The organism is Psychromarinibacter sediminicola (assembly GCF_029168335.1).
GTDB lineage: Bacteria > Pseudomonadota > Alphaproteobacteria > Rhodobacterales > Rhodobacteraceae > Psychromarinibacter > Psychromarinibacter sediminicola.
Genome location: NZ_JARGYC010000006.1, coordinates 59,691 through 81,929 on the forward strand (window position 1 = coordinate 59,691; position 22,239 = coordinate 81,929).

Annotated in this window: 19 protein-coding genes; 5 read left to right on the forward strand and 14 right to left on the reverse strand. The window is 68.7% G+C overall.

Translation table 11 applies throughout. The features are described 5' to 3' along the window. The first annotated feature begins 46 nt into the window (after nt 1–46). The 4 genes from ftsH (at nt 47) to P1J78_RS03795 (ending at nt 6,319) form a co-directional block, all read left to right on the forward strand. Complete coding sequence (gene ftsH, locus P1J78_RS03780) at nt 47–1,966, forward strand: ATP-dependent zinc metalloprotease FtsH (protein WP_275565990.1); 1,920 nt, start codon at nt 47–49, stop codon at nt 1,964–1,966. 203 nt (nt 1,967–2,169) lie between these two features. After that, the gene (locus P1J78_RS03785; protein ID WP_275565991.1) at nt 2,170–2,754 is read left to right on the forward strand and encodes an MOSC domain-containing protein; all 585 of its coding nucleotides are present in this window, start codon (nt 2,170–2,172) and stop codon (nt 2,752–2,754) included. Between the two features lie 71 nt (nt 2,755–2,825). Beyond that, nucleotides 2,826–3,935, forward strand: coding sequence for a Hint domain-containing protein (locus P1J78_RS03790; protein ID WP_275565992.1), 1,110 nt, complete (start codon nt 2,826–2,828; stop codon nt 3,933–3,935). Nucleotides 3,936–4,096: 161 nt separating this feature from the next. After that, entirely contained in the window at nt 4,097–6,319 is a 2,223-nt protein-coding gene (locus tag P1J78_RS03795) for an NADP-dependent isocitrate dehydrogenase (protein ID WP_275565993.1), read from the forward strand. A gap of 88 nt (nt 6,320–6,407) precedes the next feature. Here the strand turns inward: P1J78_RS03795 and P1J78_RS03800 are convergent, their stop codons facing one another. The 14 genes from P1J78_RS03800 to P1J78_RS03865 all read right to left on the reverse strand — a co-directional run bounded on the left by P1J78_RS03800 (nt 6,408) and on the right by P1J78_RS03865 (nt 21,446). Beyond that, on the reverse strand, nt 6,408–6,578 hold the full coding sequence (locus P1J78_RS03800; protein ID WP_275565994.1) for a hypothetical protein: 171 nt from the start codon (nt 6,576–6,578) through the stop codon (nt 6,408–6,410). A 290-nt stretch (nt 6,579–6,868) separates the two neighbouring features. Beyond that, nucleotides 6,869–9,838 (reverse strand): isoleucine--tRNA ligase, encoded by a 2,970-nt coding sequence (gene ileS / locus P1J78_RS03805; protein ID WP_275565995.1) that lies wholly within the window; start codon nt 9,836–9,838, stop codon nt 6,869–6,871. 186 nt (nt 9,839–10,024) lie between these two features. Then, the gene (locus P1J78_RS03810) at nt 10,025–11,347 is read right to left on the reverse strand and encodes a TrkH family potassium uptake protein (protein WP_275565996.1); all 1,323 of its coding nucleotides are present in this window, start codon (nt 11,345–11,347) and stop codon (nt 10,025–10,027) included. A 23-nt stretch (nt 11,348–11,370) separates the two neighbouring features. Further along, complete coding sequence (locus P1J78_RS03815) at nt 11,371–12,030, reverse strand: potassium channel family protein (protein WP_275565997.1); 660 nt, start codon at nt 12,028–12,030, stop codon at nt 11,371–11,373. Between the two features lie 114 nt (nt 12,031–12,144). Beyond that, nucleotides 12,145–13,146 (reverse strand): YcjF family protein, encoded by a 1,002-nt coding sequence (locus P1J78_RS03820; RefSeq protein ID WP_275565998.1) that lies wholly within the window; start codon nt 13,144–13,146, stop codon nt 12,145–12,147. Next, nucleotides 13,143–13,589, reverse strand: coding sequence for a GNAT family N-acetyltransferase (locus P1J78_RS03825; RefSeq protein ID WP_275565999.1), 447 nt, complete (start codon nt 13,587–13,589; stop codon nt 13,143–13,145). Before P1J78_RS03825 ends, P1J78_RS03820 begins: the two co-directional genes overlap by 4 nt. Beyond that, complete coding sequence (locus tag P1J78_RS03830) at nt 13,586–15,001, reverse strand: YcjX family GTP-binding protein (RefSeq protein WP_275566000.1); 1,416 nt, start codon at nt 14,999–15,001, stop codon at nt 13,586–13,588. Before P1J78_RS03830 ends, P1J78_RS03825 begins: the two co-directional genes overlap by 4 nt. A gap of 212 nt (nt 15,002–15,213) precedes the next feature. Continuing rightward, nucleotides 15,214–16,125 (reverse strand): DMT family transporter, encoded by a 912-nt coding sequence (locus P1J78_RS03835; protein WP_275566001.1) that lies wholly within the window; start codon nt 16,123–16,125, stop codon nt 15,214–15,216. A gap of 64 nt (nt 16,126–16,189) precedes the next feature. Beyond that, nucleotides 16,190–16,795 carry a LysE/ArgO family amino acid transporter gene (locus P1J78_RS03840; RefSeq protein WP_275566002.1) on the reverse strand — a complete coding sequence of 202 codons (606 nt, stop codon included), beginning with the start codon at nt 16,793–16,795 and terminating at the stop codon, nt 16,190–16,192. Between the two features lie 7 nt (nt 16,796–16,802). Then, on the reverse strand, nt 16,803–17,246 hold the full coding sequence (locus P1J78_RS03845) for a hypothetical protein (RefSeq protein WP_275566003.1): 444 nt from the start codon (nt 17,244–17,246) through the stop codon (nt 16,803–16,805). A gap of 92 nt (nt 17,247–17,338) precedes the next feature. Continuing rightward, a complete protein-coding gene (locus P1J78_RS03850; protein WP_275566004.1) occupies nt 17,339–18,448 on the reverse strand; it encodes a hypothetical protein in 1,110 nt (369 codons plus the stop codon). Nucleotides 18,449–18,711: 263 nt separating this feature from the next. Next, a complete protein-coding gene (locus P1J78_RS03855) occupies nt 18,712–19,170 on the reverse strand; it encodes a hypothetical protein (RefSeq protein WP_275566005.1) in 459 nt (152 codons plus the stop codon). 679 nt (nt 19,171–19,849) lie between these two features. Further along, entirely contained in the window at nt 19,850–20,599 is a 750-nt protein-coding gene (locus tag P1J78_RS03860; RefSeq protein WP_275566006.1) for a YebC/PmpR family DNA-binding transcriptional regulator, read from the reverse strand. Between the two features lie 154 nt (nt 20,600–20,753). Further along, the gene (locus P1J78_RS03865) at nt 20,754–21,446 is read right to left on the reverse strand and encodes a metal-dependent hydrolase (RefSeq protein ID WP_275566007.1); all 693 of its coding nucleotides are present in this window, start codon (nt 21,444–21,446) and stop codon (nt 20,754–20,756) included. A 69-nt stretch (nt 21,447–21,515) separates the two neighbouring features. Here P1J78_RS03865 and P1J78_RS03870 point away from each other — a divergent pair, with 69 nt between their 5' ends. Continuing rightward, complete coding sequence (locus P1J78_RS03870) at nt 21,516–22,169, forward strand: hypothetical protein (RefSeq protein WP_309568090.1); 654 nt, start codon at nt 21,516–21,518, stop codon at nt 22,167–22,169. The last annotated feature ends 70 nt before the right edge of the window (nt 22,170–22,239 follow it).

Consider the following 22,239-nt stretch of genomic DNA (forward strand, 5'->3'; position numbering starts at 1 on the left):
GCAGGCCCGCGGGGCGCCGCGAGAGCCAGACTTGGAGGAGTTTTCCTTGGGCAACGCCAGAAATATCGCGTTTTGGGTCGTACTATTCCTGCTGATCCTTGCGCTGTTCAACCTGTTCTCGGGCGGTCAGTCGACCATGACCACCCGGTCGATCAGCTATTCCGACTTCGTGCAGCGGGTCGAGAACGACAATGTCGCCTCGGTCACCATCGACGGCGAACGCATCCTGTTCCGCGGCGCCGACGGCCAGGACTACAGCACGATCCGGCCCGATGACGCCGATGTGACCGGCATGCTGATCGAGAACGACGTGACCGTCACCGCGAAGCCGCAGGAGCAGTCGGGCTTCCAGACGATCCTGATGACCTTCCTGCCCTTCCTGCTGCTGATCGGCGTCTGGATCTATTTCATGAACCGGATGCAGGGCGGCGGCCGCGGCGGCGCGATGGGCTTCGGCAAGTCCAAGGCCAAGCTGCTGACCGAAAAGCAGGGCCGCGTGACCTTCGACGACGTCGCCGGCATCGACGAGGCGAAGGACGACCTCGAAGAGATCGTGGAATTCCTGCGCAACCCGCAGAAATTCTCGCGTCTGGGCGGCAAGATCCCGAAAGGCGCGCTGCTGGTCGGCCCGCCGGGTACCGGTAAGACCCTGCTGGCCCGCGCCGTGGCCGGCGAGGCGGGCGTGCCGTTCTTCACCATCTCGGGCTCCGACTTTGTCGAGATGTTCGTGGGCGTGGGTGCGTCCCGCGTGCGCGACATGTTCGAGCAGGCGAAGAAGAACGCCCCCTGCATCGTGTTCATCGACGAGATCGACGCCGTCGGCCGCTCGCGCGGCGTGGGCTATGGCGGCGGCAACGACGAGCGCGAGCAGACGCTGAACCAGCTTCTGGTCGAGATGGACGGCTTCGAGTCGAACGAAGGCATCATCATCGTCGCGGCGACGAACCGCCCCGACGTGCTGGACCCCGCGCTGCTGCGCCCCGGCCGGTTCGACCGGCAGGTGCAGGTGCCCAACCCCGACGTGCGCGGCCGCGACAAGATCCTGGGCGTCCATGCCCGCAAGGTGCCGCTGGGCCCCGATGTGGATCTGCGCATCATCGCGCGCGGCACGCCGGGCTTCTCGGGCGCGGATCTGGCGAACCTGGTGAACGAGGCGGCGCTGATGGCCGCCCGCGTGGGCCGGCGGTTCGTCACGATGGAGGACTTCGAGAACGCCAAGGACAAGGTCATGATGGGCTCGGAGCGCCGCTCCATGGTCATGACCGACGACGAGAAGAAGCTGACCGCCTATCACGAGGCGGGCCACGCCATCGTCGGCCTGAACGTGCCGCAGCACGACCCGATCCACAAGGCGACGATCATCCCGCGCGGCCGGGCACTGGGCCTGGTCCTGGCGCTGCCCGAGCGCGACCAGCTGTCGGTGACGCTGACCAAGTACAAGTCCAAGATCGCCATGGCGATGGGCGGGCGCGTCGCCGAGGAGCTGATCTTCGGCAAGGAGAACGTGACCTCCGGCGCGGCCTCGGACATCCAGCAGGTGTCGAAGATCGCGCGCGCGATGGTGACGCAGTTCGGCTTCGCCGAAGAGCTGGGCTACGTGGATTATGCCAACGAGCAGCAATCCTACCTGGGCCCCTACGGCGCCGGCACCAATCACTCCGACGACATGCAGCAGCGCATCGACGCCAAGGTGAAGGAATTCATCGACGAGGGCTACGACACGGCCAAGCGCATCCTCACCGAGAAGAACGAGGATCTGCACCGGCTGGCCCAGGGGCTGCTGGAATACGAGACGCTGACCGGCGACGAGATCACCAAGGTGATCGCGGGCGAGCCGCTGAACCGCGGCGACGACGAGGACGACCACACGACCGGCGGCACCGCCTCGGTCACGGCGATCCCCAAGACCAAGCCCAAGCCGCGGCCCTCGGGCGACAGCGGCGGGATGGAGCCGGAACCCACCTGACAGGAAGAGCCCCCGCGCCCCGGCGCGGGGGTTTTTCCTTGACCGGCACCGTTTTCTTGGAAAGAAAACGGATCGGATTGTTTGCAACAATCCGGGCCGGAGTTTTACAAAAACTCCGATAACGGGCGCCCCGTCCGATTGATTGCCTTCCCCCGAAACGGTCGCCATTCTGCACGCGCAATCCGACCCGGAGGTTTTCGCCCATGCCCGCGCTCGTCCGCACCGACCATTCCGCCCGCATCACCTGGCTCGGCCGGGTGAAGGACCGCGACGACAGCCTCTTGGCCGACCCGGTGGAACGCATCGAGGCCATGTTCGACGGGTTCGCGGGCGAATGCCACGGCGGCGCGACGCGGCCCGCCTGTTCGCGTTTCACCATGCTGCACCCGAAGGGCACCGAGATCCGCAACACGCGGCAGATCTCGATCCTCTCGGCGGAGGAACTGGCCGAGATCGCCGCCGCCATCGGGCTGGAGACGCTGGACCCGGCGCTTCTCGGCGCCTCGATGGTCGTCGAGGGCATTCCCGATTTCAGCCACGTGCCGCCGGGCGCGCGGCTGCAGGCGCCCTCCGGCGCGACGCTGACCGTCGACCTGGAGAACGGCCCCTGCCAGTTCCCCGCGAAGGAGATCGAGCGCGTGCATCCCGGCCACGGCAAGGGGTTCAAGCCCGCCGCCGAGAGCCGCCGCGGCGTCACCGCCTGGGTGGAACGGCCCGGCGCGCTGGCCGTGGGCGACACGCTGGGGCTGTTCGTGCCGACGCAGCCGGCCTGGCGTGGCGGGTCCTGACGGCGAAGCGCGCCGCCCGCCCGCCGGCGTAAGCCGTTTCTTAACCCGGGTCGCCTAGACCGGCCCGGGCCATGACCCTGATACCCGACCTCATCGAGCTGTCCTCGATCGGCAGCGACCGGACCTACACCCCCGGCCCGGACGGGGGCGGGGAGATCCTGGGCGTCGTGGACGACGCCGTCTATTCCGGCGACGGCGACAACCCGCCGGGCGAGATCGTCGAGCTGAACGAGACCGCCTCGGGTGGCGGCGTTCTGACGATCGGCGACACGGCCTACAGCATCGAACTCGTGGTACCCGGCACCGGCGGAGTCGACCTGGCCTTCGCCGACGGAACTTCGCTCACCCTCACCGGCGACGGCGGAGCCACGGAGGTGGTGTTCATCGTCGCCACGCCGACGAACGGCGGCGCGGTGCGATATTTCATGGCCGTCGACGACACCGCGGCCGGGGGCGACCTTCCGCCGATCACCTCGATCACCACCCATGCGCTCGACTGGGACCCGGCCGGCGACGATGTCAGGATCAACCTCGATGTGGACAACGCCATCTCGGCGGTCTGCTTCGCCGCCGGCACGCGGATAGCAGTCCCGGGCGGGACGCGGCCGGTGGAGCGGCTGCCGCCCGGGCAGGTCGTGCAGACGATGGATCGCGGCGCGCAGCCGGTGCGCTGGACCGGGCGGGCGGTGCTGACGGCGCGGGATCTTCGGGCGCATCCGCATCTGGCGCCGGTCCGCTTTGCGCCCGGCGCGCTGGCCGCCGGCCGCCCGCACCGCGCCCTGACTGTCTCGCCGCAGCACCGGATCCTTCTGTCCTCGCCCATCGCGGCGCGAATGTTCGGCTGCCGCGAGGTGCTCGTGCCCGCCGTCAAGCTCACGGGGCTTGCAGGGGTCGAGCAGCTGACAGGGGCCGGCGGCGTGACCTACCACCACCTTCTGCTCGACCGGCACGAGATCATACTGGCCGAGGGCGCGGCCACCGAATCCATGCTGCGCGGACGAGAGGCGCTGCGCGCGCTGCCGCCGGAGGCCCGCGACGAGATCGCCCGGCTTTTCCCCGACGCCCCGGTCGAGCGCCCGTCCGAGGCCGCCCGTCCGATCCAGGCGGGGCGCGGCCGGCTTGCCCGGCTGATCCTGCGCCACCGCAAGAACGGCAAGCCGCTGTTTCCTGCCCCGCCCTGACGGGCCTCCGACCAGCGGACGCTGCGGCAATTCACGCCGCTTTGTCCGGTTGATTACCGCCCCCGCATCGTCTAGGCGAAACTCGACCCGCGCTGCGGGCACGCCGGGCCGTTTCCGCGCCCGCCCGAGGATTCAACCGGACAGAGAGGGGCACCGACAAGATGGCCGACGCAAAGCAACCCGACATTGTGTATACCACGGTAGACGAAGCGCCGGAGCTGGCCAGCGCCTCCTTCCTGCCGATCATCCGGTTCTTTGCCGAGGCCGCCGAAGTCGACGTTCAGACCCGCGACATCTCGCTGGCCGGGCGCATCCTGGCGGCCTTCCCCGACCACCTGACCGAGGATCAGAAGCAGTCCGACGACCTCGCCTGGCTGGGCGAATGGGTGAAGACGCCCGAGGCGAACGTCATCAAGCTGCCGAACATCTCGGCCTCGGAGCCGCAGCTGACCGCCGCGATCAAGGAACTGCAGGGCCAGGGATACGCCCTGCCCGACTACCCCTACGAGCCGTCCACCGACGAGGAAAAGCAGATCCGCGCGCGCTATGACGCGATCAAGGGCTCGGCCGTGAACCCGGTGCTGCGCGAGGGCAACTCCGACCGCCGCGCCGCGCAGGCGGTGAAGAACTACGCCCAGGCGAACCCGCATTCGATGGGCGAATGGAGCGCGGACAGCAAGACGCACGTCTCCTCGATGTCGGCCAACGACTTCTACTCCAACGAGAAGTCCGTGACGCTGGACGAGGCGCAGGCCGGCAAGGCCAGGATCGTCCACACCGCCGCCGACGGCACCCAGACCGTGCTGAAGGAGGGCGTCGACCTGCCCGCCGGCACCGTGGTGGACGCGACCTTCATGTCGGCCACCGCGCTCGACGGCTTCCTGGCCGAGCAGATCGCGCTGACCAAGCAGGCGGGCATCCTGTTTTCGCTGCACATGAAGGCGACGATGATGAAGGTCTCCGACCCGATCATCTTCGGCCACGCGGTGAAGGAGTTCCTCAAGCCCGTCTTCGAAAAGTACGGCGACAAGCTGAAGGCCGCGGGCGTCAGCCCCAATGCCGGCATCGGCGACATGATGGCCCGCGTCGCCGAGATGCCCGAGCGGGCGGAGATCGAAAAGGCGGTCGAAGCGTGCATGGCCGAGCGGCCGCCGATGTACATGGTGAATTCCGACAAGGGGATCACCAACCTGCACGTCCCCTCGGACGTGATCATCGACGCCTCGATGCCTGCGGTCATCCGCGCCGGCGGCAAGGGCTGGGGCCCGGACAACAAGCAGCACGACGTGAACTGCGTGATCCCCGACAGCTCTTACGCGCCGGTCTATGACGAGACGATCAAGTACTTCAAGGAAACCGGCGCACTGGACCCGGCCACCTGCGGCACGGTGCAGAACGTCGGTCTGATGGCGCAGAAGGCCGAGGAATACGGCAGCCACCCCACCACCTTCGAGATCCCCGCGGCGGGCACGGTGCGGATGATCGCGGCCAACGGCGATGTCCTGCACGAGCATCACGTGGAAGAGCGCGACATCTGGCGGTCGTCCTCGGCCCGCAAGGCGCCGATCGAGGACTGGGTGAAGCTGGCGATCGAGCGGCAGAAGGCGATGGGCTGCGAGGCGATCTTCTGGCTGGACGCGAACCGCGCGCACGACGCGCGGCTGATCGAGTACGTGAAGCCGATCCTGGAGCGGGAAGGCGTGGCCGACAAGTTCAAGATCATGGCCCCGCGCGAGGCGACGCGGGCGTCGCTGGAGACGATCCGCAAGGGCGAGAACTCCATCGCGATCACCGGCAACGTGCTGCGCGACTACCTGACCGACCTGTTCCCGATCCTGGAGCTGGGGACCTCGGCCAAGATGCTGTCGATCGTCAAGCTGATGAATGGCGGCGGGCTGTTCGAGACTGGCGCCGGCGGCTCGGCGCCCAAGCACGTGCAGCAGCTGGTGGAGGAAAACCACCTGCGCTGGGACTCGCTGGGCGAGTTCTGCGCGCTGGCCGAGAGCTTGGCGTTCCTGGGCGAGACCAAGGACAACCGCACCGCGCGCATCCTGGGCAAGGCCGCCGACGCGGCGACGCAGGGCATCCTGGACAACGACCGCTCGCCCAGCCGCAAGGTGGGCGAGCCGGACAACCGCGACAGCCACTTCTGGTTCGCGCTTTACTGGGCGAAGGCGCTGGCCGGACAGACCGACGACCCCGACCTCGCCGGCCGGTTCAAGCCCTATGCCGAGCAGCTGGAGGCGAACGCCGACACGATCGTGTCCGAGCTTGCGGCGGCGCAGGGCAAGGCGGTTGACCTGGGCGGCTACTATCACCCGGACGACGCGAAGACCTCGGCCGTGATGCGGCCGTCTGAGACGCTGAACAAGATCATCGGCTGAGCCGGGTCGTCGACGAGAAAAGGGCCGTCCCGCAGCGGGCGGCCCTTTTTCTTTGGCGTCGATGGTTTTGCGCGGGTGGAAGGCCCGCTCAGACGGCCCGGCGGTCCACGATCACCTCGGGCAGCGTCATCAGCTCGATCAGCGTCTGGCAGAGGCCGCGGCAATCGGTACAGCCGACGCAGGGCTGAGTCAGGGCGGCGACTCCGCGGCCCAGATCCTGGGTGCGCGGGGCGTGCGCGATATGGCGCTGAATATCCATCGGCGGCTCCTGGGGCCATTGCATTTGCATCGACAAGGAAGGATAGCACATTCCGGGGCGTCGTGCAGCTTTTCGGCGCCGCGAATGCGGGACAAATTGTCCGCGTCCCCGCGGCAATGCGGTCGGCCGCCCTCCGCGGAGGTGGATCGACGTGCGTTCGATGCGGTGTTTCGGGCAATGCGGCACGGCACAGGATAACGGCCGTGCGCTTCGGCCAACCGTACGGCGAAAAAGGGGCGGGCAACTGTGCCCGCCCCGCCCGTTTTCTGAAGACGTGCCCGGCCCGCGGCTCAGCCCAGCGCGTCGTCGCAGCGGCTGCAGACGCCGGGATGCGACTGGCTGCCCACCTCCGGCAGGATCTTCCAGCAGCGCTGGCACTTCTCGCCCTCGGCCGTCTCGAAGACGACGCCGACGCCTTCCACCTCGGGCAGGCGGAACGCCTCGGACGGCATCGGATCGCCGGTCAGCCAGATGGCCGAGGTGATGCAGATATCCTCGAAATGCACCGATCTCGCGGCCTTCAGCACCTCGGCGTCGCGGATATGGACCACCGGCGCCGCCTCCAGCGAGGCGCCGATCACCTTGTCGCGCCGCTGGATTTCCAGCGCCGCCGTCACCACCCGGCGCACCCGCCGGATACCGGCCCATTTCGCCGCCAGCGCGTCGTCCAGCCACTCCGCCGGCGTCTCGGGGATATCCACCAGATGCACCGAGGACTCGTCGCCGGGGAACCGCTCCAGCCATACCTCTTCCATGGTGAAGACCAGGATCGGCGCCAGCCAGGTGGTCAGCCGGTGGAACAGCAGGTCCAGCACCGTCCGCGCCGCCCGCCGCCGCAGGGAATCGTCGGCGTCGCAGTAGAACGCGTCCTTGCGGATGTCGAAATAGAAGGACGACAGGTCGCCGGTCGCGAAGTCGAACAGCGCCCGGAACACGCCCTGGAAGTCGTAGGCGTCATATCCCGCGCGCACCCGCGCATCCAGCTCCGCCATCCGGTGCAGCACCCAGCGCTCCAGCTCCGGCATGTCCTGGGCGGCGACGCGCTCGCCCTCGGAGAACCCGGCGAGGTTGCCCAGCAGGAAGCGCATCGTGTTGCGCAGGCGGCGGTAGCTGTCCGCCACGCCCTTCAGGATTTCCGGCCCGATCCGCTGGTCGCCGGTATAGTCCGTCTGCGCCACCCAGAGCCGCAGGATGTCGGCGCCGTACTGCTTCACCACCTCCTCGGGGACGATGGTGTTGCCCAGCGACTTGGACATCTTGTTGCCCTTCTCGTCCAGCGTGAACCCGTGGGTCAGCACGCCGCGATAGGGCGCCCGGCCCTTGGTGCCGCAGGCCTGCAGCATGGACGAGTGGAACCAGCCCCGGTGCTGGTCGGTGCCTTCGAGGTAGAGGTCGGCGATGCCGTCCTCCGCCCCGTCCGCGCGGTCGCGCAGCACGAAGGCATGGGTCGAGCCGCTGTCGAACCAGACATCGAGAATGTCGAAAACCTGCTCGTACTCGTCGGGGTTCACGACGCCGTCCAGGAACCGCTCCTTGGCGCCCGGCTTGTACCAGGCGTCGGCGCCCTCTTGTTCGAAAGCATCAAGGATCCGCTGGTTGACCGTAAAATCGCGCAGCAGAAAGTCCGGATCGTCCGGTTTTGCGCCCGTCTTCACGAAGCAGGTCAGCGGCACGCCCCAGGCCCGCTGGCGCGACAGCACCCAGTCCGGCCGCGCCTCGATCATCGAATGAATGCGATTGCGCCCGGTCCGCGGCGTCCATGTCACCAGCTCGTCGATCGAGGTCAGCGCCCGCTGCCGGATCGTCTTGCCATAGGTGTCCTGCCCGTCGCCGACCTCGCGGTCGATGGCGGCGAACCATTGCGGCGTGTTGCGGAAGATCACCGGCGCCTTCGACCGCCAGGAATGCGGATAGGAATGCTTCAGCCGCCCGCGCGCCAGCAGCGCGCCGACCTCCACGAGCTTGTCGATCACCCGCTTGTTGGCGTCCTTCTCCTTGCCCTTGTGATCGAAGATCAGCGCCCCGCCGAAGAACGGCAGGTCGGCGCGGAAGCTCGAATCCTCCAACACGTTGTAGGTCATCGGCAGGCCGTACTTGCGCCCGATCTCGTAGTCGTCCGCCCCGTGGCTGGGCGCGGTGTGGACAAAGCCGGTGCCCGCCTCCTCGGTCACGTGATCGCCCGGCAGCAGCGGCACGTCGTAGTCCCACTCGCCCTCCGCGCCTTCGGCGCCCTGCAGCGGATGCGCGCAGGTCAGCCGCGACAGTTCCTCGGCCGAGACATCGCGCAGCCGGCGGTACATGCTGTCGTCCAGCCGCGCCTGGCTCATCGTCTGCTCGGCCAGCGAATCCGCCATGATGTAGCGCTCGCCGATCCGCGCCCAGCATTCCTCGGGCCGGCCGGTCACCTCGTAGAGGCCATAGGAGATCTCCGGCCCGAAGCAGATCGCGCGGTTCTGCGGGATGGTCCAGGGCGTGGTCGTCCAGATCACGACATAGGCGCCCTGCAACTGCGAGGCCAGCAGCGCCTGGTTCGGCCCGTCATAGTCGCCGCCCTCGTCGCCCAGGTCGAAATCGGCGTCGCCGCCCTTCACGGCGCGGAACTTCACCCAGATCGTGTGGCTCTGGTGGTCGTGGTATTCCACCTCGGCCTCGGCCAGCGCGGTCTTTTCCACCGGCGACCACATCACCGGCTTGGACCCCTGGTAGAGCGTGCCGTTCATCAGGAAGGTCTGGAACTCCTCGGCGATCACCCGCTCGGCGTGGAAGTCCATCGTCAGGTACGGCGCGTCCCACTTGCCGGTCACGCCCAGCCGCTTGAACTCGTCGCGCTGGACGTCGATCCAGCCCTCGGCGAACTCGCGGCATTCCCGGCGGAACTCGACGACGTCGACCTTGTCCTTGTCGAGCCCCTTCTCGCGGTAGCTCTGCTCGATCTTCCACTCGATCGGCAGGCCGTGGCAGTCCCAGCCGGGCACGTAGCGGCTGTCGCGGCCCATCATCTGCTGCGACCGGACCACCATGTCTTTCAGGATCTTGTTCAGCGCGTGGCCGATATGCAGGTGGCCGTTCGCATAGGGCGGGCCATCGTGCAGGATGAAGGGCGGGCGGTTGCCCGCGCCCGCGCGCAGGCGGTCGTAGACGCCGATCTTTTCCCACCGCTCCAGCCAGCCGGGCTCGCGCTTGGGCAGGCCGGCGCGCATCGGAAAGTCGGTTTCGGGCAGGTTCAGCGTGTCTTTGTAGTCAGGCGTGTCGGCACACATGATCTGTGTCCTCGGGTCGGTCCGTGAATTCGGGTGAGGGTCGGCGCGCGGGCGCATACGCCTTGTCCCGGCGTCTCATGGATCAGAGCGCCGGGCCGGTAATTCGCAGGATGATCGCCAGCCGGTCCGTCATGGGGCGGCTTATAGGGAAGCGAAAAGGCGGGGACAAGCGGGATGGGGCCAGGCTCACCCCAGATAGACCTGCCCGGCCGGATAGGCGACCCGCGGCCGCGTCTTGGTCGCCAGGAAGAAGCCCAGCGACAGCGGCCCGATCCGCCCGAAGAACATCATCGCCATGATCACGCAGCGCCCCAGCGTGTCCAGCTCGCCCGTCGCCCCGCGCGACAGGCCGACGGTGCCGAAGGCCGAGGCGACCTCGAACGCCAGGTCCAGGAAAGCGCCGTCATGCGACAGCGAACACAGGAAGATCCCCAGCATCACCAGCGCCACCGACACGGTGGTCAGCGCCATGACCTTCATCACCTCCTCCATCCCCAGCGACCGGCCGAAGGCGTGAAGCGAAGAGCGCCGGCGGAAATAGGCGATGGTGGCCAGCACCAGCACGATGGCCGTCGTCACCTTCACCCCGCCGGCGGTGGAGGCGGAGCCGCCCCCGATCATCATCAGCAGGATCAGCATCAGCGTCGTGGAATCGTGCGTGGCCCCGATTTCCACCGTGTTGAACCCGGCCGTGCGCGGCGTCAGCCCCTGGAAGACCGAGGCCGCCACCTTGCCCCAGCCCGACAGCGGCCCCAGCGTGCCCGGGTTGCTCCATTCCAGCGCCGCGAAGGTGACGATGCCCCAGGCGGACAGGATCAGCGTGCCTGCCAGCATCAGCTTGGAATGCAGCGACAGCTTGCGGAACGCCCGCCTCCGCGCGATGTCGTCCAGCACGACGAAGCCCAGCCCGCCCAGCAGGAACATCGCCGGGACGCCCAGCGCGATCACTGGATGCCCGGCCCAGCGGCTCAGCGAGTCGGGCCACAGCGCGAAGCCCGCGTTGTTGAATGCCGAGACCGAGTGGAACACGGCCGCCCACAGCCCCGGCCCCCAGCCGAGGTCCGGCACGAAGACCACCGTCAGCAGCACCGCGCCCGCCGCCTCCGCCGCCAGCGCCACGCCGAAGACCATCTTCACCATCCGCGCCAGCCCGACCATCGAGGTCTGGTTCAGGTCCTCGCGCAGCACCGCGTTGCCGCCCGGCCCGATGGCGATGCCCAGCGCCTCCATCACCAGCGCTGCGAAGGCCACCAGCCCGAGCCCGCCAAGCTGGATCAGCACCGCGATCACGATCTGCCCGAACAGCGTGAAGTCCTGCCCGGTCTGCAACAGCACCAACCCCGTGACGGTCACCGCGCTGGTGGAGGTGAACAGCGCCTCCATCGCCGTCACCGGCCCCGTGGCAGCCATGGGCAGCTTCAGCAGCCCCGCGCCCGCCAGGATGAACCCCAGATAGGCCAGCCCCAGCACCGCCGGCGGCGGCAGCCGCACCGGTCGCGACAGCCGCATCCGCCACGCCCGCCGCGTTCGGCTCAAAGCGTCGCCCCGAACGCCTGCAGGTTCTCCCGCGTGCCCAGAAGCAGCAGGCGGTCGTCCTCCGCCAGCTCGCAGTCCATGTGCCGATCGCCGACGAACTTCGACCCGCGCATGACCCCGACGCAGCGCAGCTCGTGGCCCTCCAGCAACTCCAGCTCCGCCAGCCGCTTGCCCTGCAGCGCCTCGGGGACGAAGAAATTCACCACGTGATAGCCATTGCCGACGCTCACGTAGTCCCGGACCAGCGGGTTGTGCATGACCTGCGCGATGTGCAGGCCCATCTCCTCCTCGGGATGCACCACGCGGTCGGCGCCCAGCTTGGACAGGATGCGGTGGTGCATCTTGCTGTCCGCCTTGGCCAGGATGCGCGGCACGCCCAGGAGCTTGGCGTTCATCAGCGCCAGCACGCTGGCCTCCATCGGCTCGCCCACCGCGACGATCACCACGTCGCATTCGCCGATCCCCGCCTCGCGCAGCGCCTCCGCGTCGCGCCCGTCGCCGATCAGCGCGCGGGTCAGCGTCTCCACCATCGCGTCGACCGCCTTGCCGTCGACGTCGACGCCGATCACGTCATCGCCGAACCGCGCCAGCTCGCCCGCCACGGCGCGGCCGAAATTGCCCAGCCCGATGATCCCGAAGGTCCGCCGCTTCGCCATCCGCGCATCCTTTCAGAAGGTGTCACGCATTCGAACTACGCGCCGCGCGCGGAATCAAGACCACCGGCGTGAAGAGGGTCCGGAACGGGACCGATGAACGCCCGCTGGTCCGGCCTACCCCGACAACCCCGAAAACAGCCCCGTCAGCGCCCGCTGCACCAGCCGCGCGACCGACGGTTTCCGCGCCGCGCGGAACGGCATCGGCCGGCAGACCTCCATCGCCGCCACGCCGACCCGCGCCGTCAGCGCGCCGTTCACGATCCCCTCGCCGAACCGCCGCGAGATCTTCGACAGCACGTGCCCCCCGGTCACCGAGCCGATCAGGTCGTCGCCCACCGCGACGGCGCCGGTCGCCACCAGATGCGTCATCACCGACCGCGTCAGCCGCCAGCTGCCCAGCGTCCCCGCGCGGCCGCCATAGACTTCCGCCACCCGCCGGATCATCCGCAGGTTCGCCGTCAGCGCCGTGATCACGTCCGCCAGCGCCAGCGGCACGATGGCCGTCACCGTCGCCACCTGCCGCGCCGCCGCCTCGACCTCCTGCCGGGCCATGTCATCCAGCGGCTGCAGCAGCTCCATCTCCGCCAGCGCCAACAGCCCGTCGGCATCGAACACGTCGCCCTTGCGCTCGGCCAGCCGCGTGCGGCCCCACTCCAGTTCCGGCCGCTGCGCATAAAGGTCCGACAGCCGCGCCGTCACGTCCCGCGCCTTGGCCAGATCCGCCTCGACGATCGCCGCGTCGGAGGCGCGGTGCAGCGCGTCCAGCCGCCCCAGCCGCGCATAGGCGGCCCATTCCTTCACCGCGATGGCCAGCAGCACCAGCACGAACAGCACCACCAGCACCACCGCGATCAGCCCCAGCACCGGATTGCGGTCCAGAAGCCCCATCACGAAGTCCCAGGCCGCCACCGACACCACGAAGCCCACCAGCGCCAGCAGCAGCCGCCAGAACCAGCGCGCCAGCGGCGAGGGCCGCCGCGCCGCCAGCGCCGCCACCTTCTGCATCGCCGCCGCGTCGGGCAGTTCGGGCGCGTCCACCACCGGCGGCGCCTCCGCCGGAGAGACGCCCGAGGGCTCGTCCATCTCGATCAGCACCGGTCCGCGCTTGTCGTTCATCTTCCGCCCTCCGGCCGCTCCCACACCAGCCGCACGTCCGGCAGCTTCTCGTCGTTCTCGGCGCCGTCGGTGAATTCTACCTCGGCAAAGCCGTGCCGCGCATAAAACCGCCGCGCGTCCAGGTTCGCCTGAAAGCACCAAAGCTCCAGCCGTCCCGTCCGCGCCTTGGCCGCCTCCAGCAGCCGCGCGCCGACGCCCTGCCCCCGCGCCCGCGGCGCGACATAGAGCGAATGCACCCAGCCCCCGTCGCGCGCCAGAAAGCCCTGCGCGCCGCGCCAGTCCCGCGCCGCCGTCACCTCGAACCGGTCGATCAGCATCGCCACATGCGCCCGGTCCTCCTCGGCGTCGTGCAGTTTCGGCATCCACACCGTCTCCTGCACCCAGCCGCCCAGGATGCCCGCCAGCCGCGGCACGTCGCGGCGTCGTGCCGGCCGCAGCCTCACAGCCGGTCCCCGATCAGGAACTGCGCCGCCTTGTCGAGCCGGATATGCGGCGGCCCCTCGCCCGGCTTCAGCCGCAGCCTGGCCGGCGCGAAGCGCATCACCTGATAATCGTCGTCGAGCCATGCCTCGGCCCCCTGCCGCGCCGGGCCCAAAAGGCGCTGCGGATCCTCCGGCAGCTCGCCCGGGTAGAACGCCGCCTGCCGGCCGCCGTCCAGCAGCGTGCCCCGCACGCAGTCCAGCTCGCGCCCGCCATGGCTCAGCGTCTCCTCCACCGTCGCCCGCAGCGCCGCGACCGCCATCGCCTCGGTGCGCGCGCCCGCGAAATCCGCCCGGTTCCGCGCCTCGCGCAGCATCGCCTCCATGATCGCCGTCAGCCGCCCGTGCTGGCGGTGGTGCAGGTGGTCGGCCTTGGTCGCCGCGAACAGGATCTTCTCCACCCGCCGCCCGAGGAACAGCCGAGACAGGAAGGCATTCCGCCCCGGCCGGAAGGCGCCCAGGATATCCGCCATCGCCCGCCGCAGATCCTCCATCGCCGGCGGCCCGGAATGGATCGCCCCCAGCGCATCGACCAGCACGATCTGCCGGTCGATCCGGCTGAAATGGTCGCGGAAGAACGGCTTGACCACGCGGGCCTTGTACGCCTCGTAGCGCCGCTCCATCTCGCGCCACAGGCTGCCGCGCCCGGTCCGCTCCGGCTCGGGGATCGGCGCGAAGGTCAGCACCGGGCTGCCCTCCATCTCGCCGGGCAGCAGGAAGCGACCCGGCGTGCAGTCCGAATACCCCGCCTCCCGCGCGTCCCGCAGATAGGCCGCGAACTCCCGCGACAGCCCCCGTGCGGTGCCCTCGTCGAACCTGGCCGCCCCGTCCACCGCCTCCAGCGCCGCGCGGTAGCCGTCCGCCTCCGCGCGCCCCTCCAGCCGCGCGAAGACCTTCGCGACCCATTCGGCATAGGACAGGTCCAGAAGCTCCAGATCCAGAAGCCACTCGCCCGGGTAATCCACGATATCCAGATGCACCGTCCGGGGCCCCTGCAGCCCGGCCAGCAGCCCCGCCGGCCGCACCCGCAAGGACAGCCGCAGCTGGCTCACCGCCCGCGTCGATTCCGGCCAGTGCGGCGCGTCCGAGGTCAGCGCCGCCAGATGCGTCTCGTAATCGAAGCGCGGCACCGTGTCGTCCGGCTGCGGCTGAAGGTACGCGGTCAGGATGCGCCCCTCGGCGGCGGCGGCCAGCTGCGGCATCCGCCCCCGGTCCAACAGGTTCGCGACGAGCGACGTGATGAACACGGTCTTGCCCGCCCGGCTCAGCCCGGTCACGCCCAGCCGGATCACCGGCTCGAAGAACGCCCCGCTGACCGCGCCGCCGACATTCTCCACGCTGCGGCTCAGCCCGTCTGCGATGTCACCCAGTCCCAATGGCTGCTCCCTGCCTCGCCCGGGCCCAAGATAGGCTGCGCCGCCGCGCCCCGCCAGTGGGCCCCGTCACGCCGCGGCCCGAACCGGTCCGCCCACAGGCACGACGTCCAACAAAAGCGACGCGCCGACACAAGCGGACTCCCCCGCAGGCGAAGCCGAGGAGGAGAGGAAAACAGTGCCGAGGCGCAGCCGAGGCCCCGCTTGCCGGCGTCTCAGACCTTCGTCGCCACCGAGGGCGGCGTCACCGCCCGCCGCTTCAGAACGGCCTCGCGCCAGGTGATGAAGCTCACCGCCCCCACCACCAGCGTGCCGCCCAGCAAGACCCAGCCGTCCACCGGCTCGGAAAACACCAGCGCGCCGAGCAGCACCGACCACACCAGCTGCAGGAAGGTCACCGGCTGGGTCACCGCCAGCGGCGCGGCGCGGAAGGCCAGCGTCATCGTAAAATGCCCGCCCGTCGCGAAGGCCGCCACCAGGAACAGCCAGCCCAGCTGTGACCAGGTGGGCCAGACCCAGACGGCGATGGCGAAGGGCGCCAGCACGATGGTCACCACCAGCGACAGCCAGGCCACCACCACCCCCGGCGCCACCCGGTCCGCCATGATCTTCGCGATCAGGTAGGAGCCCGAGAAGACCACCGCGTTCGCCAGCATCGCGACATGCCCCGGCGACAGCTCGCGCACCCCCGGCCGCAGGATGATCAGCGCCCCGATCAGCGCCACGACCACCGCCGCGATCCGCCGCGCCGCCAGCCGCTCGCCCAGGAAGACCACCGCGCCGATGGTCACGAAGACCGGGTTGATGTAGCCCAGCGAGGTGACCTCGGCGATCGGGATCTGCGTCATCGCGTAGAACCACAGCATCACCCCGAAGGCGTGCAGCGTGCCCCGCAGCCCGAACAGGCCCAGCGCCTTGCGGTCCAGCCCGGCCCGCATCATCGCCGGGAAAATCGGGATCAGAAAGACCAGCCCCATCGCATAGCGCAGGAATGCCGTCTCCGGCGCCGGCAGCGCCGCGCCCACGTATTTCACCAGCGCCGTGACGGCGATGAACTGCGCGCCGGTCAGCAGCATCCAGAGGACGCCGGCCAGCGGCCGGGCGGTGGGGGTCAGGGGCGAATCCATGCTGCGGGCATGTATTTCGGAAACGCGGCCGGACCACAAGGGACCACAAGGAACCGCATTGGGATCAGGGGAAGACCACGAGCTTTGCCGCGATGGCCCACATCGTCGCGCCGACCACGGCCTCCAGCACCCGCCAGGCGGCCGGCCGGGCGAAGAGCGGCCGCAACAGCCGCGCGCCGTAGCCCAGCGCGAAGAAGAACACGAAGGACGCCGTCACGGCCCCAAGCCCGAAGACCGGCCGCGCCTCGGCATACTGGGTCGAGACCGAGCCCAGCAGCACCACGGTGTCCAGGTAGACATGCGGGTTCAGCCAGGTCAGCGCCAGGCAGGTCGCCAGCGCCGCCGCCAGCGACGCCGCGCCCGCGCGCGCCGGCTCCAGCGCCTCGGCCGGCCCCGCCGCGCGGCGGAACGACAACGCCCCGTAGGCCAAGAGGAACGCCGCCCCGCCCCAGCGCATCGCCGGCGCGATCCCCGGCAGCGCCGCCTCGACCGCCGCGAAGGCGGCCACGCCGAGGGTGATCAGCACCGCATCCGACAGCGCGCAGGCCAGGCAGACCGCGAAGACATGCGCCCCGCGCAGCCCCTGCCGCAGGACAAAGGCGTTCTGCGCCCCGATCGCCAGGATCAGCGAAAAGCCGAGCGCGAAGCCGTCGAGAAAGGCCGCGACCACCGCGCGCTCAGGACAGTTCGATCACGTCGGTGCCATAGCTCATCTCCACGACGACGCGATCGTCGTACCACTGCCAGTCCGCCGGCTCGCAATCCTCCGAATAGACCGGCATGCCCAGCGTCTCGCCCGTCCGCAGGTCGACGACGGCGTTGCGCACGATGGTCACGAGGTAGGAGGTCCCCGGATCGCCCGAGAAATACTGCAGCACCCCCACGCGCCCGCCGTAGCGGGGCGGAGTCGCGAAATCCAGCACCCGCGGCGTCACCGGCGCGTCCAGGTCCAGCCGCACGCGCAGCCCGGGATATTCGGGGCTCGACGCATAGTAGTCGTAGTCCGGGGTCTGGAAGACCTCCCAGTTGCCCGCCTCCCAGCTCGGTGCGGGCAGGTCGCACTGCGCCCACGCGGCGCCGGCCGCCGCCACCAGCCCGGCCATCACCGGAAGGACCGTCATCCTCATCGAAAAGCCTTTCCCTGAAAAAGAACGCCCCGGCCACTGCCGGGACGTCCACCCTAGGCCGGCGCGCTCGGCCGGGGCAAGAGGCGCTACTTCGCGTTGAACGGGATCGACCAGATGAAATCCATCGAGGCGTAGCCGTCCAGCATATGCGGCACCAGCTTGCCCGTGCCGATCTGCGCCTGGAAGCCGAAGAACTCCTTGTCCTCGGGCTGGAACGCGGCCGTGGCATGGCAGCTGTGGCAGGACGAGTTCCACCCGGTCCAGTCCGACGCCGGCAGCGGCGACAGCTTGCCCGGTTGCAGCGGCAGGCCCGCGAAATCCTCCATCTTGGTGTTGCCCAGCACGATATGCGGGTTATCGGCATCCGAGAACCGGATCTGCGTGCCGACCGAGCGGTAATTGCCCCAGACCGAGCCGCCCAGACCGGCCTGTTGCAGCAGCGCGTCGATCTCCGCCGCGCTCAGCGCATCCGGGTAGGTGACGAAGCCGATCGCGTTGTCCAGCCCCTCGTTGCCCTGGAACTCGAAGGTGGTCCAGAACCAGCTCGGCTCCTCCGAGGTGAACGGGTCCTCCGGCGTCGGCGCCATCTTGGCCATGATGTGCAGGCCCAGCAGGCTGAAGGTCTGGCCCGAGGACCCGTCGGTCCACTGATACGCGCCGTCGGTCGCGCCCGCGCCCCAGTCCGCCTTGATCTCGACCGACCCGATGGGCACGTCCACGCTGTTGCCCGCCGACAGATAGGCCGCGATCCCGTCCTTGGTGATCAGCCCGTTGTCGCGGATATAGTCGTAGGACAGCATGTTGCGCGTGCGCTCCTCGCCGGCCTTCTCCGGGAAGGTGTCGAACGGGTCCGCCGCCTGCTCGGCCTTGGTCACGTCCAGGTCCGGGATCGCCCGCACCTTGTCCTCCGTCCGGAACGCCGGCGCATTCGGGTCGAACGTGTCGTCGTTCGACGGCCAGAGTTCCCAGGTCGAGGCGGTCTTGTCCGCGTAGGGCACCGGCTGGTTGACGCGGGCAAAGAGCATCCAGGCGACTTCGGATTGGCCGGGGATGTCGTCGGCAAAGGCCATCGCCTCGTATTCCGCTGCGAAATCGGCGTCGGACAGGGTCCACCAGTCCTGCGCGGCGGCGGAAAGCGGCAGCGCGGTCAGGCAGGCGGCGAGACTCAGCTCAAAGAGCGGCAATCGGGTGGACATCGGGCGAACTCCTTTCACGAATAGCGCGAATCATCCCATCGGCTTCAACCGATAGTTGAATGCTAGAAGCGCCGAAGACCACCCGTCAACGACAGCCGCGACGGCAGCGACGCAGCCGGGTGGGCGGCCCGGGCCGGCCCGCGCGCTTGTGTCGTGTCGTGCGGAGACCACGCGACGGAGCCAGAATATCTTCGTGAAATCAGATTTTTAGACGATTCTCCGGCTCACACCGTCAGTGACGTGTCGCACGGAACAGACGCAAGTCATTGGGAAGGAACGGGACTCCCGGCATCGCGTCGATCCCCGTCGCGCGGCGACGGGCCGGGATCGCATGGACGATCAAACCAGCTGCGGTTTCCGAGGGCTTCGTTGTCGAGGTTGCGCGAGGCGCAACGGGGCAGAAACGGCGCGGCCTTGGCTTCATACAAGAGACCGGGCCCGATCCAGTCGGTGTAGTAGCCGTTGCATCCATTTCCGTCGCTCAGCCCGCTGATCGCCATGGCGTGCGCGTAGTCCATCCGAACTCGGCTGTCGGTCTCGGCATCATAGAGCCCCGTTAATTCACGGTCTTTCGAGTGAACGAACACATAGCGGTCGTTGAAGCAGACGAACGCGACATCGCGCGACAGCGGGGTCCGGCCGGTCGTCGCGAACAGATCCCAGCGGGCGTAGCGGGTCCAGTCGAACTGTCGGCCCAACTGCATCCCGCTCGGCAAGGTCACGGAGTCTTAGAAGCTCATCGCCCACCGAGTACCAGCAATCAACGCCCAGAGGAGGAACAACACGGTCAGACCCAGCAGAGTGTATCGGGCAAGCGACCCCGCAAGAGATCGCGCGCTCGATGTCATCGCCCATTCCGGGTGCGCCAGACATACTGATCCGTGATCCCTGCCTGTTTCAGCGACAGGCGGATCGGTGTTCCCCCTGCGGAGATATTCGACGACGGCCGTCCGATAGCCTCGGTACAGGTGACGGTCATGAAAGATGGCCTCTGCGGTTGGCCGCAAGATCATCGACGATCAAACTAAAGATCACGTCAACCGACCTCCCGGCCCGCTCACGCCGAGGCGATCTGCGCCGCCCCCGCCCGCTCCGTCGCAACGGGGCTGGGATTGACGGTCCACGCGCCGATCATCCCGACGACGAGCAGGCACAGCGTCTCTAGCCGGCTCCCGCCGAGCGCCACATGCGGCGATAGCTGTTGCCGGAGGCCAGTGAGTGCGGCCTGAGACATCCGACGGACCCTGTTTGCAGACAGGAATCCGCCATCAGATCACCCTTCGCCGCCCTCAGCCTGGGTTTGCGTCGTGCCGCATGGACGTCCATGGACGTGTTACCGCTATCTGTAACGATTTCAGAGAGTTGACCCCCCCCCCCCGTCCAACCTCGGACACCCCGAAATCAGGCCGCGCCCAGCTGCTCCATCACATCGTCGGAGACCTCGAAATTCGACGTCACCCGCTGGATGTCGTCGTCATCCTCCAGCGCATCTATCAGCCGCATCAGCTTCTGCGCGCCCTCCAGGTCCAGCTCGGTCGTGGTCGTCGGCTTCCAGATCAGCTTGGTCTCCTCGGACTCGCCCAGCTCCGCCTCCAGCGCCGTCGCCACGTCGTTCAGGTCGGTATCGGCGCAGTAGATGATATGCCCGTCCTCCGAGCTCTCCACGTCCTCCGCGCCGGCCTCGATCGCCGCCATCATCACCGTGTCGGCGTCGCCCGCCTCGGCCGGGTAGCTCACCATGCCCTTGCGCTCGAACATGAACCCGACCGACCCGGTCTCGCCCATGTTTCCGCCGTGCTTGCCGAAGGTCGACCGCACCGTCGAGGCCGTCCGGTTCCGGTTGTCGGTCATCGCCTCCACGATCAGCGCCACGCCGCCCGGGCCGTAGCCCTCGTAGCGGACCTCCTCATAGCCCTCGCCCTCGCCGGACGTGGCCTTCTTGATCGCCCGGTCGATGTTGTCGTTCGGCATCGACTGCGCCTTGGCCTGCTTCACGGCCAGCCGCAACCGCGGGTTCTTGTCGGGGTCGGGGTCGCCCATCTTGGCGGCGACGGTGATCTCCTTCGACAGCTTGGAAAACAGCTTCGACCGCGCGGCGTCCTGACGGCCCTTGCGGTGCTGAATATTCGCCCATTTGGAATGGCCGGCCATGGTTCTTTCTCCGAAGTCACGGGTGCTGGCGCAGGCTTCTATAGGTGCGCGCGGCCCCTTTCAAGCCTGACCGCGCCCGGCGCCAGCCCCTCCCTGGCCCTCCCCCTGGCCAGGGGGCGGGCCAGGGAGGGGAGCGGCCCCGAAGACCCGCCGCTCAGAACGTCACCGACTCCATCACCTCCATCTGCTTCACGTCGACACCCGGCAGCGCCGCCGCCAGCGCCTCGGCCGACTGCTCCAGAAGCGGGAAGGTCCGGTAGTGGCAGGGGATCACGGTCTTGAAGTCGAAATACTTCTTCGCCGCATAAGCCGCCCGCCGCATGTCCATCGTGAAGTGCCCGCCGGCGCAGAGGATGCCGATATCCGGTTTGTGCAGGTCGTGGATCACCTCCATGTCCGCCATCACGTCGGTGTCGCCCGAGAAATAGATCGAATGCCCCTCGCCCTCGATCACGAAGCCCGACTCGTGGCCGGCATAGATCGGCCCGTCCGGCCCCTCGACCGAGGAGGAATGGCTGGCGTTGACCATCGTCACCTTCACGTCGCCCAGCTCCACGGTGCCGCCCTTGTTGAAGCCCACAGTCTGGATGTCGTGCCGCTTCTCCCAGAACGACATCAGGTCGAAGATGCCCACGACGGGGATGCCCATCTCCGAGGCCAGCGGCACCGCGTCGGCGGAATGGTCGCCGTGCCCGTGGCTGAGCAGGATATGCGTGGCCCCCACGGTCGCCTCTTCCTTCTTGTCCTCCGGAAAGACCGGGTTGCCCGAGAACCACGGGTCCACCAGCAGGATCTGGTTGCCGATCTCGATGCGGAATCCGGAATGGCCGAGCCAGGTGATCTTCATGAGACAGCTCCTATCTGTATGGTTTCCCGGCAAGGATAGCAGCGACGGCGGGCCTGTCACGTGAACTGGATGCAACAGATCGACGCCTATTGCGAGCGCACCGACGCCGCGCTGTGGTCCGAGCCGCTGAACGCGCTGACCAACGCGGCCTTCCTGCTGGCGGCGCTGGTCATGGCCTGGCGCCTGCGCGGCCGGCCCCTGCCGCTGGCCTGGGTCATGGTCGTGGTGCTGGCGCTCGTCGGGCTAGCCTCAGGGGCCTGGCACATGTGGGCCGTGGCCTGGACCGGCGCGGCCGACAGCGGGTCCATCGCCGTGTTCATCCTGATCTACCTCTACGCCGCGAACCGGCACTTCCTGGACCTGCGCCCGCTGCCCGCGCTGAGCCTTACGGCGCTGATCCTGCCGGCGCTCGCCGCGGCGGGCTGGGTCGCGGGCCGGCTGCCCTTCTTCGAGGTCTCGGCGGTCTACTGGCCCGTGGCGCTGTTGATCGCCGCCTATGCCGCGGGCCTGTGGCGCCGCGCGCCGGCGACGGCGCGGCGGCTGGCGCTCGGCGCTGCGCTTCTCGCGGTGTCGATCACCGCCCGCAGCCTCGACGCCCCGCTCTGCGACACGGTTCCGATTGGCACGCATTTCCTGTGGCACCTGCTGAACGCGCTGATGCTGGGCTGGATGATCGAGACCTACGCCCGCCACCGCGCCGGTCAGCACACGAGGGCGACATAGACCGGGATCGCCCCCACCCCGCTTGCAGCCCCCCGGCAGCGGCGCTAAACGCGGGGCCGGAACGGACCGA

Coding starts and splice junctions, on each gene's coding strand:
- P1J78_RS03865 (WP_275566007.1), bottom strand. CDS start 21,446: ATGAAGATCACCTGGCTCGGCCATTCCGGATTCCGCATCGAGATCGGC.
- P1J78_RS03785 (WP_275565991.1), top strand. CDS start 2,170: ATGCCCGCGCTCGTCCGCACCGACCATTCCGCCCGCATCACCTGGCTC.
- P1J78_RS03820 (WP_275565998.1), bottom strand. CDS start 13,146: ATGAACGACAAGCGCGGACCGGTGCTGATCGAGATGGACGAGCCCTCG.
- P1J78_RS03790 (WP_275565992.1), top strand. CDS start 2,826: ATGACCCTGATACCCGACCTCATCGAGCTGTCCTCGATCGGCAGCGAC.
- P1J78_RS03860 (WP_275566006.1), bottom strand. CDS start 20,599: ATGGCCGGCCATTCCAAATGGGCGAATATTCAGCACCGCAAGGGCCGT.
- P1J78_RS03845 (WP_275566003.1), bottom strand. CDS start 17,246: ATGACGGTCCTTCCGGTGATGGCCGGGCTGGTGGCGGCGGCCGGCGCC.
- P1J78_RS03800 (WP_275565994.1), bottom strand. CDS start 6,578: ATGGATATTCAGCGCCATATCGCGCACGCCCCGCGCACCCAGGATCTG.
- P1J78_RS03850 (WP_275566004.1), bottom strand. CDS start 18,448: ATGTCCACCCGATTGCCGCTCTTTGAGCTGAGTCTCGCCGCCTGCCTG.
- P1J78_RS03810 (WP_275565996.1), bottom strand. CDS start 11,347: ATGCGGCTGTCGCGACCGGTGCGGCTGCCGCCGCCGGCGGTGCTGGGG.
- P1J78_RS03815 (WP_275565997.1), bottom strand. CDS start 12,030: ATGGCGAAGCGGCGGACCTTCGGGATCATCGGGCTGGGCAATTTCGGC.
- P1J78_RS03835 (WP_275566001.1), bottom strand. CDS start 16,125: ATGGATTCGCCCCTGACCCCCACCGCCCGGCCGCTGGCCGGCGTCCTC.
- ileS (WP_275565995.1), bottom strand. CDS start 9,838: ATGTGTGCCGACACGCCTGACTACAAAGACACGCTGAACCTGCCCGAA.
- P1J78_RS03795 (WP_275565993.1), top strand. CDS start 4,097: ATGGCCGACGCAAAGCAACCCGACATTGTGTATACCACGGTAGACGAA.
- P1J78_RS03870 (WP_309568090.1), top strand. CDS start 21,516: ATGCAACAGATCGACGCCTATTGCGAGCGCACCGACGCCGCGCTGTGG.